Origin of the sequence: Neisseria sp. HMSC069H12 (genome assembly GCF_001812735.1) — a bacterium.
GTDB classification, from domain to species: domain Bacteria; phylum Pseudomonadota; class Gammaproteobacteria; order Burkholderiales; family Neisseriaceae; genus Neisseria; species Neisseria subflava.
This window is the reverse complement of the sequence record NZ_KV810236.1, coordinates 1-15,446: the sequence shown is the minus strand read 5'-3', so window position 1 is coordinate 15,446 and position 15,446 is coordinate 1. Positions and strand designations below refer to the sequence as shown.

The following is a 15,446-nucleotide window of genomic DNA, read 5'->3' as shown; positions in this document are numbered from 1 at the left end:
ATTTTAGTAACCTATGTTATTGCAAAGGTCTCTTATAGTGTATTGGGTTTTAAAATTATAAAAACCTGCCTGAGTGATCAGGCAGGTTTCATTTGCTTGAAAGACAGATTAGTTTTTGTCTTGGTCAACCAGTTTGTTTTTAGCGATCCAAGGCATCATAGAACGCAGTTGTGCGCCAACTTTTTCGATTTGGTGGTCGGCAGTCAGGCGGCGGCGGGCAGTCATGCTGGCGTAGTTGACGGCACCTTCTTGGATGAACATTTTGGCGTATTCGCCGGTTTGGATACGTTTCAAGGCGTTGCGCATGGCCTCGCGCGATTTATCGTTGATAACTTCCACGCCGGTAACGTATTCGCCGTACTCCGCGTTGTTGGAAATGGAGTAGTTCATGTTGGCGATGCCGCCTTCGTAAATCAGGTCAACGATGAGCTTCATTTCGTGCAGACACTCGAAATAGGCCATTTCGGGCGCGTAGCCTGCTTCGGTCAGGGTTTCGAAGCCGGTTTTAATCAACTCGACCACACCGCCGCACAATACGGCTTGTTCGCCGAAGAGGTCGGTTTCGGTTTCTTCGCGGAAGTTGGTTTCGATTACGCCGCCTTTAGTGCCGCCGTTGGCTGCTGCGTAAGACAGGGCGATGTCTTTGGCTTTGCCACTTTTATCTTGGTAAACGGCGATCAGGGAAGGTACGCCGCCGCCTTTCAGGAATTCGCTGCGTACGGTGTGGCCTGGGCCTTTAGGGGCGATCATGATAACGTCGAGGTCGGCGCGAGGTACGATTTGGTTGTAGTGTACGTTGAAGCCGTGGGCAAACGCCAATACTGCGCCTTCTTTCAAGTTAGGCTCGATTTCGTTTTTGTATACGATAGGTTGGTTTTCGTCAGGCAACAGAATCATTACAACGTCGGCTGCTTTGGTTGCTTCAGCAACGGTGCGCACGTCGTGGCCGGCTGCTTCGGCTTTTTTCCAAGAGCCGCCTTGGCGCAGACCGATTACGACATTTACGCCGGAATCTTTCAGGTTTGCTGCGTGTGCGTGACCTTGTGAACCGTAACCGATGATGGCAACGGTTTTGCCTTTGATCAGAGAAAGGTCAGCGTCTTTATCGTAATAAACTTGCATTTTATTTCCTTAGTGTAAGAGGGTTCCGGATAATCCGGGTTGAGTTAAAAGTAATAGGGGTTTAAGCGGGGACTTGGTTCATCAAGACGATTTCCAATGCTTCGGTTTTTCCTTCGATGGATTTGACGAAGTTTTGGAAATGTTCGCTGGCATTGTGTTCGTCAATAGCTGCTTGGGATTTCCAGCTTTCCACGAATACGAAACGGTTGGGTTTGCCGATTTCTTGGTGCAGGTCGTAGCTGATGTTGCCTTCTTCTGCACGGCTGGCTTTGACCAATTCTTTAAACTGGGCAGCCAGAGCCTCGGTGTATTCGGGTTTGACGGTAACTAATGCAACGATTTGGATGCTTGACATATTTGTCTCCTACTGTTTTTCAGACGGCCTTTGTAGAAAGTAAAAGGCCGTCTGAACGATACAGCGTTAAATTTTCAAAATACGCTCGCCACGACCGATACCGGCTGCGCCTGTGCGTACGGTTTCCAAAATTTGAGCACGACCGACTGTTTCGAGGAAAGAGTCGAGTTTTTCGGTAGAACCTGTGATTTCGATGGTGTAGCTGCGGTCTGTTACGTCAATGACGCTGCCACGGTAGATTTCGGTCAATCGCAGGAATTCGTCACGGTCTTTACCTACGGCGCGGACTTTTACCAACATCAGCTCGCGTTCGACAAAACGGCTTTCGTTCAAATCGACCACTTTGATAACTTCAATCAGTTTGTTGAGCTGTTTGGTGATTTGCTCGATAACGTGTTCGTCGCCATGGGTAACGATGGTCATGCGAGACAAGGTTTTGTCTTCGGTTGGTGCAACAGCCAAGGAGTCGATATTGTAATCGCGTGCGGAGAACAAACCTACCACACGGCTCATCGCACCTGATTCGTTTTCCATCAGAATAGATAAGATATGTCGCATTTTTCTCTCCTTACGCTGACAATGTTTCGCGCATATGCGGCGGCAGAACCATCTCGTCCAAGCCTTTGCCGTTGCCGACCATGGGCAGCACGTTTTGTTTCTTGTCGGTCAAGAAGTCCATAAATACCAAACGGTCTTTTTGTTTGACTGCTTCCAAAAGCGCGCCTTCAACATCGGATTTTTTGTCCACACGGATGCCAATGTGTCCGTATGCTTCAGCCAGTTTGACGAAATCGGGCAGGGAATCGAAATAGGTTTCCGATTCGCGGTTGCCGTAATACAGTTCCTGCCATTGGCGAACCATGCCGAGGTAGCCGTTGTTCAGGGTAACGACGTTCACCGGAACGCGGTATTGGAAGCAGGTGGACAGCTCTTGGATGTTCATCTGAATCGAGCCTTCGCCGGTGATACAGAATACATCTTGATCAGGAGCAGCCAGTTTCGCACCGATGGCATATGGCAAGCCGACGCCCATTGTGCCTAAACCGCCGGAATTGAGCCATTGGCGAGGACGCTCGAATGGGTAATATTGGGCGGTAAACATTTGGTGTTGACCGACGTCGGAAGTGATGATGGCAGAATTATTGGTGATTTCGGCCAGTTTTTGAATGACGTATTGCGGTTTGATGATTTCGCTTTCATTATCAAACCACAGGCAGTTGCGCGAACGCCATTCTTCAATGCTTTTCCACCATTTATCCAATGAGTCGGCTGCAGGTGCAGATTCTTGTTTGCCCCACAATTGAATCATTTCGGACAATACGTTTTTCACGTCGCCGACAATCGGGATATCCACTTTGACGCGTTTGGCAATGCTGGACGGGTCAACGTCAATATGAATAATTTTTTTGGCTTTTTCAAAGAATTTGGAAGGTACGGAAATCACGCGGTCATCAAAGCGCGCACCGATTGCCAGTACAACGTCTGCATTCTGCATGGCGAGGTTGGCTTCGTAAGTACCGTGCATACCCAGCATGCCTAAGAATTGGCGGTCGCTAGAAGGGTATGCACCCAAGCCCATCAATGTACCGGTACAAGGAGCGCCGATTATGCGGACAAATTTGGTCATTTCCTCAGAGGCATTGCCCAAAACCACACCGCCGCCGAAGTAAATAATAGGGCGTTTGGCGGAAGCCAGCATTTGTACGGCTTTTTTGATTTGACCGATGTGGCCTTGTACAACCGGTTGGTAAGAGCGGATGAAGATGTCTTCTTGCGGATAGCTGAATTTAGCCATTGCTTGGGTGACATCTTTAGGAATATCGACAACAACGGGACCAGGACGGCCGCTTGCGGCGATTTGGAAAGCTTTTTTGATGGTGTCTGCCAACTCAGCGATATTGGTTACCAAGAAATTGTGTTTGACACAAGGGCGGGTAATGCCGACTGTATCCACTTCTTGGAATGCGTCTGTCCCGATGAGGGAGTTGCCCACCTGGCCGCTGATGACTACTAACGGAATGGAGTCGCTGTAAGCGGTGGCGATGCCGGTTAGCGCATTGGTTACGCCTGGGCCGGAAGTTACCAAAGCAACGCCGATTTTGCCGCTGACACGGGCATAGGCATCTGCTGCATGTACGGCTGCCTGCTCGTGGCGAACCAGGATGTGCTTGAATTTATTGAGTTGGAAAAGGGCATCGTAGATTTCGATAACCGCGCCGCCCGGATAGCCGAATACATACTCGACACCTTCGGCTTTGAGACTTTGCACGATGATTTGTGCGCCAGATAATTGCATATTGACCTCTTTTATATGGTTTCAAACCAATAGGAACAATCCGCCTCACCACAGCACCTGTAATGCAATTCCACCAAGCAGCGATTTAGGGTACGCGCACTGAGGGAATACGATGACGGTCAGACTATCCAAGCAATTGGGAAGAAACACAGAGTTTGTGAAAAAGAGTAGAAACGATAACGCAATCCGACTGTACAAGCAAGACAAAATCTTTCATCTTTTAACGTTTAAGGAGTAAAAATAGATTATCGTTTGATTTTAAAGAAATAAAAAAACAGTTTTATTGAGCTTGATGTGGGGAGATTGTTGACAGTTTGAGTAAAGAGAAGGTTTTTGCAAATGATAAAAAGCAAAAAACCTCTTGATCGAATCAAGAGGTTTTTTTTAATTTGGTGCCCAGGGTCGGACTCGAACCGACACACCTTGCGGCGGGGGATTTTGAGTCCCCTGCGTCTACCAATTTCGCCACCTGGGCTAGCGAAGAAGTCGTCATTATAGCGAGTTCTCGAATCTTGTAAAGCAGTAATTGAAAAAAAATTGGATTATTTTTATATTTGTTTGATTTTTAATGAATTAAACTTTTTGCGTTTGATGACTATCTAAATGGAAGGCAGATTTTTAAAACAAAAAAAGCAGTATTTATCTGCAAAAAGGGCTATATTTAATGTGTCAAACGCGTTAATATGAAGATGTTTTGTTTTTATATCGGCCGGGCAGTTATTTGGCCGCACTTATTTGAAACGGTTTTGGAGAAAATTTATGCTTTCCGTTACACGAACTTTCCTACTCAGTGCTTTTGCGTTGGCTGCTCTAGCTGCTTGTCAGCCTAAAGAGGAGGCCAAAGAGGCTTCTTCGACACCTGCCGCTTCTGCTGCACCTGCTGCTTCCGGTGAGTCTGCGCCCAAAGTGCAAGCGCGCGGTACCGATATGCGCAAAGAAGATATTGGTGGCGACTTCACATTGACCGATGGCGACGGCAAACCTTTCAGCCTGAGCGATTTGAAAGGCAAAGTGGTTATCCTGTCTTTCGGTTATACCCACTGTCCTGATGTATGCCCAACCGAGTTGCTGACTTACAGCGACACTTTGAAACAATTGGGCGATCAGGCTAAAGACGTGAAAGTAGTATTTGTCAGCATCGACCCTGAGCGCGATACGCCTGAAGTAATCGGCAAATACGCCAAACAGTTCAACCCTGATTTTATCGGCCTGACGGCAACCGGCGATCAAAGCCTGCCTGTCATCAAACAGCAATACCGTGTGGTATCGGCTAAAGTCAACCAAAAAGAAGACAGCGAAAACTATTTGGTCGACCACTCTTCAGGCGCATATTTGATTGATAAAAACGGCGAAGTGGCGATTTTCTCGCCTTATGGCAGCGAGCCGGAAACGATTGCGGCTGATGTGAAAACTTTATTGTAAAACCGTAGTTGAGGCCGTCTGAAATGGGTTGTGGATTTCAGACGGCCTTCTTGTTTTTGATACGGCAAAGGAGAAGAAAAAAATGACCGACACACTTTTAACGGTTGCTTTATCCAAAGGACGGATTTTTGAGGAAACCCTGCCGCTGTTGGCCGCTGCCGGTATTGTGCCTGCGGAAGAGCCGGAAAAATCGCGCAAGCTGATTATTGGTACGAATCATGACAATATCCGTTTGGTAATTTTACGCGCGACCGACGTGCCGACTTATGTGCAATATGGTGCGGCAGATTTTGGTATTGCCGGTAAGGACGTGCTGATCGAGCATGGCGGAGATGGCCTGTATCAACCTTTGGATTTGCACATCGCCTCATGCCGCATGATGGTTGCAGTTAAAAAAGGTTTTGATTACGCCGCCGCTTCCAAACCCGGCAGCCGCTTGCGGATTGCCACCAAATATCCCGACATCGCCGCCGAACACTTTGCCGACAAGGGTGTGCATGTGGACATCATCAAACTGTACGGTTCGATGGAGCTTGCGCCTTTGGTCGGGCTGAGCGACGCGATTGTCGATTTGGTTTCCAGCGGCAATACATTGAAGGCCAATGGTTTGGAAGCTGTAGAACATGTGGCCGATATTTCCAGCCGCTTGGTGGTCAACAAAGCGGCGTTGAAAACCAAATATGCGCTGTTGAGTCCGATTATTCAGGCATTTGAAAATGCCGCTAAGGCCGTCTGAAAAGTTTTTGGCAAAAACTGTCTGCCAACCCAGTTTGAAAGCCCCGTCATGATGCAAAGCAAACCGACACTTGATACGATTCTTTCCCATCGTTCCATCCGCAGGTTTACTTCCGAACCGATTGCCAATGAAATTCTCGATACGCTGGTTCGCGCCGGACAACAGGCTTCGACTTCCAACAATCTGCAATGCGTTTCCATCATCCGCGTATCCGACCTTGCGCTGAGGCAGGGGATACATGAAGCGGCAGGAAGTGCGCCTTATATTGTCCATTGTGCGGAATTTTTACTGTTTTGCATTGATTTTTCCAAACACAAGGCAATGTTTCCCGATGCGCAAATTGATTGGGCGGAGGTAACCCTGATTGGCGCGGTCGATGCAGGCATTATGGCGCAAAACGTATTGCTTGCTGCCGAATCGCTTGGGCTGGGCGGCGTGTATATCGGCGCGTTGCGCAATGATGCGCAAAAAGTGTCGGACGTATTGAACCTGCCGGATTATTGCGTGCCTTTGGTGGGATTGTGTCTCGGTTATCCAGACCAAGACCCGCCGCTCAAACCGCGCCTACCTAAGGAAATGGTCTATGCCGAAAACGCTTGTCCGAGCCTGAATGCCGAGGCGGTTGAAGCCTATAATCAGGCAGTAGCGGATTATTATGAGTTACGCAAGGGTAGTCCGATACCTTGGAAGGAATCGCTGGCCAAAACCTTGGGTAATCCTGTGCGGCCGCATATGTTGGCGTTTTTGCAGAAAAAAGGTTTTTTGAAAAGATAATGTTCAGACGGCATGTGTGTGGCTGAGGCCGTCTGAAAACAATAGGAACGAAAAAAGGAAGAGAGCAAACCATGAAGAAACTCGACACCCTATCCCCTGATTTTCAAGCCGAACTTAAAGCGTTACTCGCTTTTGAAACCGCGCAAAACCCTGAAATCGACCGTATTGTTGCCGACATCTGTGCCGATGTTCAAAAACGCGGCGATGCGGCGCTGATTGAATACACCAACCGTTTTGACGGTACATCCGCTCAAACCATCGATGATTTAATCCTGACGCAAGACGATTTGCAGTCTGCGTTTGAGCGTTTGCCCGAAAACATTCAGACGGCCTTGAAAACGGCCGCGCGACGGGTGGAAAGCTATCATAAACACCAAAAAATGGAGTCGTGGACTTACGAAGACGAAGACGGCACGCTTTTGGGTCAACAGATTACGCCGCTTGACCGTGTCGGTATTTATGTTCCGGGCGGTAAAGCCGCTTATCCGAGTTCCGTCATTATGAACGCCATGCCTGCCCACGTTGCCGGCGTGAAAGAAATCATCATGGTCGTTCCCACTCCGAAAGGCGAGCGCAACGATATCGTGTTGGCAGCTGCTTTTGTGGCCGGTGTAACCAAAGTGTTTATGGTCGGCGGCGCGCAGGCGGTTGCGGCTTTGGCTTACGGTACGGAATCTGTGCCTCAAGTCGATAAGATTACCGGCCCTGGCAATGCCTTTGTCGCCGCGGCCAAACGACGCGTGTTCGGCGTGGTCGGTATTGATATGGTGGCAGGGCCGTCTGAAATTTTGGTGATTGCCGATGGTACGACGCCTGCCGATTGGGTGGCCATGGATTTGTTCAGTCAGGCGGAACACGATGAAATTGCACAAGCGATTTTGATTGGCACTTCTCAAACGTATTTGGACGAAGTTCAGACGGCCATGAACCGCTTGATTGAAACCATGCCGCGCCGTGCGATTATTGAGGCTTCATTGGGCAACCGCGGCGCAATGATTTTGGCTAAAGATTTGGACGAAGCCTGCGAAATCGTCAACTATATTTCTCCTGAACACTTAGAACTGTCGGTTGAGAATCCGCAAGAGTGGGCGAAAAAAATCCGCCACGCCGGTGCTATTTTCATGGGACGCTATACCAGTGAAAGCCTTGGCGACTATTGCGCAGGGCCCAACCACGTTTTACCGACCAGCCGCACGGCGCGTTTCTCTTCTCCTTTGGGAACATATGACTTCCAAAAACGCTCCAGTCTGATTCAGGTTTCAGAACAAGGGGCGCAGAAGTTGGGCAAAACCGCCAGCGTGTTGGCGCATGGCGAAAGCTTGACCGCGCACGCCAGAGCGGCTGAGTTCCGTTTGAAAGACTGAGTGAAACGTTGAAGTCGTAAGAAATCAAAAAAGGGCATCTAAACAGATGCCCTTTTTATTGTGATGAAGATTTTAGCTGAGAAGGTATCAGGCCGTCTGAAAACAGGTTTAACGGTTTTTCAGCCAGTCATTACGCATTTGTGCGGCTTCTTCAAAATAGCGGTAAAGCTCGGTTTTATTGCCGTCTGAAAGGAGCTGTTCCAATTTGGATAATTGTTCTTTTAAATCACTGGTCAGTTTGAGCAGAGCAGGGCGGTTGGCCATGCAGATGTCTGTCCAAACGGCAGGATGGCTGGAGGCAATGCGGGTAAAGTCGCGAAAGCCGGTGGCGGCATAGGGGAGGTAGTCTTTGCCGTGCGGATGGTCAACCAAAGCGTGGACATAGGCAAAGGCGGCCAAGTGCGGCAAGTGGGAAACGGCGGCAAAAATATTGTCGTGTTCTTCGGCGCTCATGGTGGAAATTTGCGAACCAACTGCCTGCCACAGGCTTTTCAGCCGTCTCAGGCCGTCTGAAGCCTCTTGGCCGTGTGGCGTAATGATAAGGCGGCTGTTTTGAAACAAACCGCAACGCGCGGATTTTGCTCCGCTTTGATCCGATCCAGCTATCGGGTGGGCAGCAAAACATTGCGGCAGGCGGTCGGATAAGTGGGTGCGGAAGGCATTGAGTGCCGATTGTTTGGTGCTGCCGACATCGGAAACGCAGGCAGTGTCTTTTAAGAAGGGCTTGATGTCGCGGCATACGTCAGGCAGGACGGAGACAGGTGTGGCAATCAAAACCAAATCGGCATTGCTAATGCTTTCGGCGCAAATATTCGGATAGGCATGGTCAATGATGCCGCATTCGAGTGCGTAATTGAGGTTGTCGGCATTGGTATCGATGCCGGTAACGGTTTGCACCAGTCCCAAGCGTTTGAGATCGAGCATGAACGATCCGCCGATTAAACCGACACCGATAAGGGTGATATGGGGGAAAAAGGCGGAAGTGTTCATGGTTTGAATCCGGTACAAGTGGAAAAGCTTATTTTAATCCGTTATGGAGGCCGTCTGAAAGTTGTCATCAAGGTTTCAGACGGCCTTTTTATGGTCGAATTTTCATGATTTAGGCATAGAAAACCCCGTTTAGTAGGAGCATGTAACCGATTATCAGATTTTCATACACTAAAATAATCATCTGAATCAGTATAACGTCTTAAAGTAAGTGATTGGTATCTTAAAGTAAATTATTACATCATATTTTGATTGATATCGAATAAAATAATTCACTCAGAAAGAAGGAATTTATGAGTTTTTCACAAACCGAATTAGTCAACGCAATGCGTTTGCTTTCTACCCGTCTGCCGCAGTTTCCAGAGCAGCAAAACCAAGTATCCCGCATGTTGCGCATTGTAACCGAACGTTTGAGCAGCCATTTGAACGAAAACCTGAAAGCGTTCGGCATCAATGAAAACCTGTGGTTTTCCCTGATGGCGGTTTACGTCAGCCCAAACAGCGAAATCCTGCCTTCGCGCTTGAGCGACCTGATGGACTTGACGCGCACCAGTGCGACACGCCTGTCGGACGATATGGTTGGGCGCGGCTGGGTAGAGCGTTATATCAATCAAAAAGACCGCCGTCAGATTGTGCTAAAATTGACCCCTTCGGGTGAGACCTTCATCCACGAAGTATGGCCGCAAATTGCCCGTCAGAGCGGCCAGGCGTGGGAAGATTTCACGAAAGAGGATTATGATACGCTGCAACACCTATTAGGTAAACTGTTGAATCGTTTGGGCAATTGACAACAGACGGCCTGATGGTCTGCGGCAGGCACACATAAACGGAGTCTGTATGAAATTAGGTTTGGTCAAATCAAGCGTATGCGTTGCCGCTGTTTCGCTGTTGGCGGCATGTGCGCCCTTCGGTAAACAGTCGCCTTTGGATGAGACAACAGCCTATCCGCTGCCGCAAGGCCAATCTGCCGCTACTGCCCAAGACGGCTGGTGGATGAAGCTGAAAGATAAAAAATTAAACAATTTGATTGCTTCCGCCATTCAGACGTCTACCAATCTGCGTGTCGTCAAGGCAAGGTTTGAGCAGGCTCAGGCGCAGCTGGGAGTTGTAGGAGCCGCAAACAAACCGCAAGTCGGCTTGGGTGTAACCGGTATTGGTACCTATGTTTCACCCAAACCTCAGGCGGGTATGGTCGATACCGACCATATATTGGTTTTGGCGCACGCAGCTTTACAAGGCAGCTTGGTTTTCGACTTTTGGGGTAAAAACCGAGAGCAGATTCAAGCTGTTTTAGGAAAAAGCAGGGCTGCGGTGTATGAAGCGCATCATATCCGCACCGAGTTGGCTCACGCCGTTGCCGCCCAATATTTTGCGTGGCAGATGGCGACAGAACAACTAGCTTTGCTGGATACGCGCATAGAGCTGGCGGATAAAGCATTGAAACTAATGCAACAACGCGTTAAAGCGCAGCTGGCTCCTGCCGATGCCTTGCACGCTCTGGAAATGGCGCAACAACAATTACAGCTTGAAAAATCGGCATGGACTCAGAAAAATGAGAAAATCCGCAACAGTTTGGCTGTATTGACCGGCCGTGTACCGGGTGCATTGAATGGACAGGTTCCGGAAAAAATGGCAGCTGTGCCGTCATTGCCGGTTAGCCGAATTGAAGCGGATTTGCTGGCGGCACGCCCCGATATCGCGGCGCAAAAAGCCTTGCTTGAAGAGAAATGGCATATTGTCAAATCGACCGAAGCAGAGTTTTACCCAAATATCGAGTTGAAAGTTTTGGCAGGTATGACGCACATTGATGCGTTCAATCTGATTCGCGGACGAACTTCCGGTATGTTGGGCATCGTTCCGGCTTTGAATCTGCCATTATTTACTTCCGGGGCGCTGCAATCGAAATTGGCGGGCAAACGTGCCCAATATAACGAGCAGGTTGCCGTGTATGACCAAACTGTTTTGAATGCCATGCGTTCGGCGGCAGATGCCGTAGTGGACTATCAAAGCCTGAAGAGCCGACAAGATACTTGGAATAAGATGGTCAATATCGCGGATAAATCTGTACAAAATGCGAAAGGACGTGTTCGTGCAGGTTTGGATAACGGCTTGACCGCTTTGCAAAAACAAGACGAAGCTGCGCGTACAAAAATGTCTGCGGTTCAATACCATGCAGAATATCTGACAGCTTGGAGTGACCTCAATGCCCAGTTGGGCGGAGGCTTTCAATTAAATAAGAAATAAATGTTTTATCAAAACGTAGGCCGTCTGAAAGTAATTTCAGACGGCCTTTTGCTTACCTTATTTACATTTGCTACCGGAAGAAATTATTGTAATGAATAGAGTGTAACTATAGAATATGAATCTTTAGCGCGTTAAACGCGCGTATTGGGGACTGATGGTATAAGTCAGCGCCCAGCAAGACAATAATATCGTTATCACATGTGCAGAATTAAAGTTGGGACTTATGGATACTCAATCAGAAAAAAATAATGTCCAAAAAGAACCGGAAGTAGCCGCTTCCGGCGATAAAACGCATCGCAAACGCAATTTGGTTATCGTTACGCTTCTATTCCTTATTGCGGCAGCAGGAGTTGCTTTGGCGTATTTCCTGTTTTGGCAGCATGAAGAAGAAACGGAAGATGCTTATGTGGCCGGTCATTTGGTGATGATTACGCCGCAGGTGAACGGCACGGTGCGCAAAGTCATGTATGACGATACGGATGTCGTGAAAAAAGGCGATGTGTTGGTGGCTTTGGACGACAGCGATTTTCAGCTGGCATACGATCGCGCGCAAAATGAATTGATTCAGGCCATCCGTCAAAACAAGCAGCAAGCTGCGGTCAATTCAAAAGCCAAAGCGCAAGTGTTATTGCGCAAAGCCGATTTGGCTCGTGCACAAGCAGATTTGCGCCGCCGTGAATCTTTGGCGGGTACGGAAGCGGTTTCCGGCGAAGAACTCAGCCATGCCCGCGCCGCTGTGGTTCAGGCTCAGGCTGCAGTGAAAGCGGTTGAGGCGGAAGAAGTTTCTGCTCAGGCAGCGTTGGGCAACAATATTCCTCTGCGCCAACAACCGACAGTTCAGACGGCCATCAGCCACATTAAAGACGCCTGGCTGAATCTGCAACGTACGCAAATCCGTTCGCCGATTAGCGGCCAAATTGCCAAACGCAATGTCCAAGTCGGCCAGCGTATCGTACAAGGTACGCCGATGATGGCCGTTGTGCCTCTGTCTGAATTGTGGGTGGATGCCAACTTTAAAGAATCGCAACTGCGCAAAATGAAAATCGGCCAGCCTGTTGAAATGACAGCCGATTTGTACGGCAGTAAAGTGGTTTACCATGGCAAGGTAATGGGCTTATCGGCAGGTACGGGCAGTGCGTTCTCATTACTGCCGGCGCAAAATGCAACGGGCAACTGGATTAAAGTTGTGCAACGTGTGCCGGTGCGTATCAGTTTGGATGCCAAAGAATTGCAACAAAATCCGCTCCGTGTCGGTTTGTCGATGACTGTTAAAGTCGATATTGCCGAGAAGGGCAGCGGTAAAGCCATGACTGCTGAAGCGGAACGAAATACTGCCTTGCCGGAAACAGAAAGTGTGGATTGGAAAGCCGCCGATGCTTTAGTTGATAAAATCTTCGAACAATACGCAAAATAATCTTTTCAGACGGCCTGAGTCTTTTATTGAAGGCTCAGGCCGTCTGAAATATTGATTCTCTTCAATCGACCGCTTTGGCGGTTGTCTTATAGTTTATAAATATGAATTATCCGCCGTTACAAGGGTTTAAGCTGGTGTTGGCAACTTTGGCGCTCAGCTTGGCCGTATTTATGGAAGTCTTGGATAGCACCATCGCCAACGTCGCCGTGCCTGTTATTGCAGGGGATTTGGGTGCGGCTACCACGCAGGGGACTTGGGTGATTACCTCATTTGCCGTAGCCAATGCCATTTCCGTTCCTCTGACAGGTTTTTTGGCCAAGCGGTTTGGCGAGGTCAAAATCTTTATCGCCGCTGTGATCGGGTTTGTCGTAACGTCATGGCTGTGTGGCATTGCGCATAATCTTCAAGCCTTGGTTTTTTTCCGTGTATTGCAAGGCTTTATTGCCGGACCATTGATTCCCTTGTCCCAAAGCCTGTTGATGGCCTCCTATCCGCCTGAAAAACGAACATTGGCGCTGGCCTTATGGGCAATGACCGTCGTTGTTGCCCCTGTATTGGGGCCGATTTTGGGCGGTTGGATTTCGGACAACTGGCATTGGGGATGGATTTTCTTTATCAATATCCCGATCGGGATTTTGTCTGCAACTATTTCTTGGAAGCAGCTTAGACACAGGGAAACTGAAATCGTCAGGGCGCCAATCGATTATGTCGGGCTGGTGTTGATGATTGTCGGTATCGGCGCATTGCAAATGATGCTGGATAGAGGCAAGGAATTGGACTGGTTTGCCTCGAGAGAGATTATCGTTTTGGGCGTTACCGCTTTGGTGTTCCTAACATATTTTATTGTTTGGGAGCTGGGCGAGAAATACCCGATTGTCGATTTGTCATTGTTTAAAAATAGAAACTTCACAATAGGTGTCGTTGCTACATCGTTGGGCTTTATGGTCTATATGGGCACATTGACCCTGTTGCCTTTGGTATTGCAATCAAATCTCGGCTATACAGCTACTTGGGCAGGTCTGGCTGCTGCACCGGTGGGTTTCCTGCCGATTATTTTGTCACCGATTATCGGTAAGTTCGGCAATCGCGTCGATATGCGCCTGTTTGTCAGTGCCAGCTTCTTGGTTTTTGCTTACACATTCCATTGGCGCACCGATTTCTATGCTGGTATGGATATGAGCAACGTCGTTTGGCCGCAGTTTTGGCAGGGTTTAGGCGTAGCCATGTTCTTCCTGCCTTTGACCAGTATTACCTTGTCGCATATGAAAGGCAATCAAATTGCCTCGGCCAGTAGCTTGTCTAACTTCTTGCGTGTCTTTATGGGCGGTGTCGGAGTATCTGTTGTCAGCACCATGTGGGAACGACGCGAAGCTCTGCACCATACTCAACTGACCGAACATGTTAATTTATTGTCTTCAATCAGCAACCAATCTATTCAAGGCATGATGGCCAATGGTTTAAGCAAGGAGCAGGCTTTAGTGGCGATAGATAGCACCATTTCCCAACAAGGCTTTATTATTGGCTCAAATGAAATCTTCTTGGCAGGCAGTATCATATTCATCAGCATGATCCCCATTATTTGGCTGGCAAGACCTCCGTTTAGCGGTTCAGGCGGGGGAGGGCATTAGATAAAAGGCCGTCTGAATTTCAGACGGCCTTTTATCCATATATTATTTAAGACTCAATAGCAGATCCCTAAATGCATTCGGATCTTTAATAAACGTCATTTCTCCTGATTGAGGGAAATGGAAATCAAGTAGGCGAGATACCCAGAAACGAATACATCCGGCTCTTTGTGCAGTAGGGAAATACGCGCGTTCTTCATCAGATAATGGACGTACGCTTTCATAGCCATGGATAAAGGCATCATAAAGGATAGGGTCTAATTTGTTATCAGCTGTTCGTGCCCAATCGTTAACCGCAATTGCCAGGTCGTACATGAAATTACCGTTACACGCATAATAGAAATCGATAAAGCCGGAAACTTCATCTCCATTAAGCAATACATTGTCCTTGAATAGATCGGCATGGATAATACCGGAAGGCAAATGCTCTCCTAGATTTTTATCTAAAGCAGCAATTTCAGATTGAAGCAGTGCGGCATCTTCGGAATCTAAAACAGGTAGCAACTGAGTACAGGCATCATGCCACCAGTCATCATAACGAGGATTTTTCATTTTTAAAGGAAAGTCTTGACCGGCTAAATGCATTTTGGCCAGCATAGCACCGGTATGGAAGCATTGAGCTTCAGTTGGCCAGCCAGTATCAGAACCATTCAAACAAGTAACCAAACAAGCCGGTTTTCCGGCCAAAATAGAATGCAGTCCGCCATCTTTACGAGCAATCGGAGCAGCGCAGGCAACACCATTCAGACTTAAATGCTGGTTGAGTTCTAAAAAGAAAGGCAGTTCCTCTGATTTTAAAACCTCAAAAACAGTCAATACATAACGACCGGTTGAAGTAGTTAAAAAATAATTACTATTAGTAATTCCTTGAGCAATCCCCTGCAAAGAAACAAAATCTCCCAAATCATATTGCAGTAGGAAATCACGCATTTGAGCGTCGGAAACACTGGTATAGACAGACATAGCAAACTCGAGGCTGATATATAAAGAATCAAAGAAACATCATACCAAAAAACAAGAGACAACAATATAAATTCAAGCGAGAGTCAAATTCAAAAGGCCGTCTGAAATACTCTTTCAGACGGCCTTTGTTTTGTATTTTTTTTG

Annotated in this window: 14 protein-coding genes and 1 tRNA gene; 8 read left to right on the top strand and 7 right to left on the bottom strand. The window is 48.0% G+C overall.

Annotation, left to right across the window (positions count from 1 at the left end):
- Positions 1 to 108: 108 nt before the first annotated feature.
- From ilvC to HMPREF2872_RS00420, 5 genes are all read right to left on the bottom strand, one after another.
- Entirely contained in the window at positions 109 to 1,122 is a 1,014-nt protein-coding gene (ilvC, locus tag HMPREF2872_RS00440; protein ID WP_003680040.1) for a ketol-acid reductoisomerase, read from the bottom strand.
- A 61-nt stretch (positions 1,123 to 1,183) separates the two neighbouring features.
- Positions 1,184 to 1,477, bottom strand: coding sequence for a putative quinol monooxygenase (locus HMPREF2872_RS00435; RefSeq protein ID WP_070583491.1), 294 nt, complete (start codon positions 1,475 to 1,477; stop codon positions 1,184 to 1,186).
- Positions 1,478 to 1,543: 66 nt separating this feature from the next.
- On the bottom strand, positions 1,544 to 2,035 hold the full coding sequence (gene ilvN / locus HMPREF2872_RS00430) for an acetolactate synthase small subunit (protein ID WP_003685820.1): 492 nt from the start codon (positions 2,033 to 2,035) through the stop codon (positions 1,544 to 1,546).
- 10 nt (positions 2,036 to 2,045) lie between these two features.
- Positions 2,046 to 3,773 (bottom strand): biosynthetic-type acetolactate synthase large subunit, encoded by a 1,728-nt coding sequence (gene ilvB / locus HMPREF2872_RS00425; RefSeq protein ID WP_070630402.1) that lies wholly within the window; start codon positions 3,771 to 3,773, stop codon positions 2,046 to 2,048.
- A 390-nt stretch (positions 3,774 to 4,163) separates the two neighbouring features.
- Positions 4,164 to 4,248 (bottom strand) — tRNA-Leu (locus tag HMPREF2872_RS00420).
- A 284-nt stretch (positions 4,249 to 4,532) separates the two neighbouring features.
- On the opposite strand from HMPREF2872_RS00420, the gene HMPREF2872_RS00415 reads away from it, so the two are divergent.
- The 4 genes from HMPREF2872_RS00415 to hisD all read left to right on the top strand — a co-directional run bounded on the left by HMPREF2872_RS00415 (position 4,533) and on the right by hisD (position 8,069).
- The gene (locus tag HMPREF2872_RS00415) at positions 4,533 to 5,195 is read left to right on the top strand and encodes an SCO family protein (RefSeq protein ID WP_003680035.1); all 663 of its coding nucleotides are present in this window, start codon (positions 4,533 to 4,535) and stop codon (positions 5,193 to 5,195) included.
- A gap of 82 nt (positions 5,196 to 5,277) precedes the next feature.
- Positions 5,278 to 5,931, top strand: coding sequence for an ATP phosphoribosyltransferase (gene hisG, locus HMPREF2872_RS00410; RefSeq protein ID WP_070630399.1), 654 nt, complete (start codon positions 5,278 to 5,280; stop codon positions 5,929 to 5,931).
- Between the two features lie 48 nt (positions 5,932 to 5,979).
- The gene (nfsA, locus tag HMPREF2872_RS00405; protein ID WP_070630397.1) at positions 5,980 to 6,705 is read left to right on the top strand and encodes an oxygen-insensitive NADPH nitroreductase; all 726 of its coding nucleotides are present in this window, start codon (positions 5,980 to 5,982) and stop codon (positions 6,703 to 6,705) included.
- Between the two features lie 71 nt (positions 6,706 to 6,776).
- On the top strand, positions 6,777 to 8,069 hold the full coding sequence (gene hisD, locus HMPREF2872_RS00400; protein ID WP_070630395.1) for a histidinol dehydrogenase: 1,293 nt from the start codon (positions 6,777 to 6,779) through the stop codon (positions 8,067 to 8,069).
- Positions 8,070 to 8,177: 108 nt separating this feature from the next.
- On the opposite strand, the gene HMPREF2872_RS00395 is transcribed toward hisD, so the two are convergent.
- Positions 8,178 to 9,059, bottom strand: coding sequence for a prephenate dehydrogenase (locus tag HMPREF2872_RS00395; RefSeq protein WP_003685796.1), 882 nt, complete (start codon positions 9,057 to 9,059; stop codon positions 8,178 to 8,180).
- A 290-nt stretch (positions 9,060 to 9,349) separates the two neighbouring features.
- On the opposite strand from HMPREF2872_RS00395, the gene HMPREF2872_RS00390 reads away from it, so the two are divergent.
- The 4 genes from HMPREF2872_RS00390 (at position 9,350) to HMPREF2872_RS00375 (ending at position 14,342) form a co-directional block, all read left to right on the top strand.
- On the top strand, positions 9,350 to 9,844 hold the full coding sequence (locus HMPREF2872_RS00390) for a MarR family transcriptional regulator (protein ID WP_070630393.1): 495 nt from the start codon (positions 9,350 to 9,352) through the stop codon (positions 9,842 to 9,844).
- A 49-nt stretch (positions 9,845 to 9,893) separates the two neighbouring features.
- Positions 9,894 to 11,300 (top strand): efflux transporter outer membrane subunit, encoded by a 1,407-nt coding sequence (locus tag HMPREF2872_RS00385; RefSeq protein ID WP_070630390.1) that lies wholly within the window; start codon positions 9,894 to 9,896, stop codon positions 11,298 to 11,300.
- Between the two features lie 223 nt (positions 11,301 to 11,523).
- The gene (locus HMPREF2872_RS00380; protein WP_070630388.1) at positions 11,524 to 12,714 is read left to right on the top strand and encodes an HlyD/EmrA/EmrK family protein; all 1,191 of its coding nucleotides are present in this window, start codon (positions 11,524 to 11,526) and stop codon (positions 12,712 to 12,714) included.
- 101 nt (positions 12,715 to 12,815) lie between these two features.
- Entirely contained in the window at positions 12,816 to 14,342 is a 1,527-nt protein-coding gene (locus HMPREF2872_RS00375; RefSeq protein WP_070630386.1) for a DHA2 family efflux MFS transporter permease subunit, read from the top strand.
- A gap of 42 nt (positions 14,343 to 14,384) precedes the next feature.
- Here HMPREF2872_RS00375 and thrB read toward each other — a convergent pair whose 3' ends face one another.
- Positions 14,385 to 15,302: a homoserine kinase gene (thrB, locus tag HMPREF2872_RS00370; protein WP_070630383.1), complete on the bottom strand. Its 918-nt coding sequence runs from the start codon at positions 15,300 to 15,302 to the stop codon at positions 14,385 to 14,387.
- Positions 15,303 to 15,446: the final 144 nt, after the last annotated feature.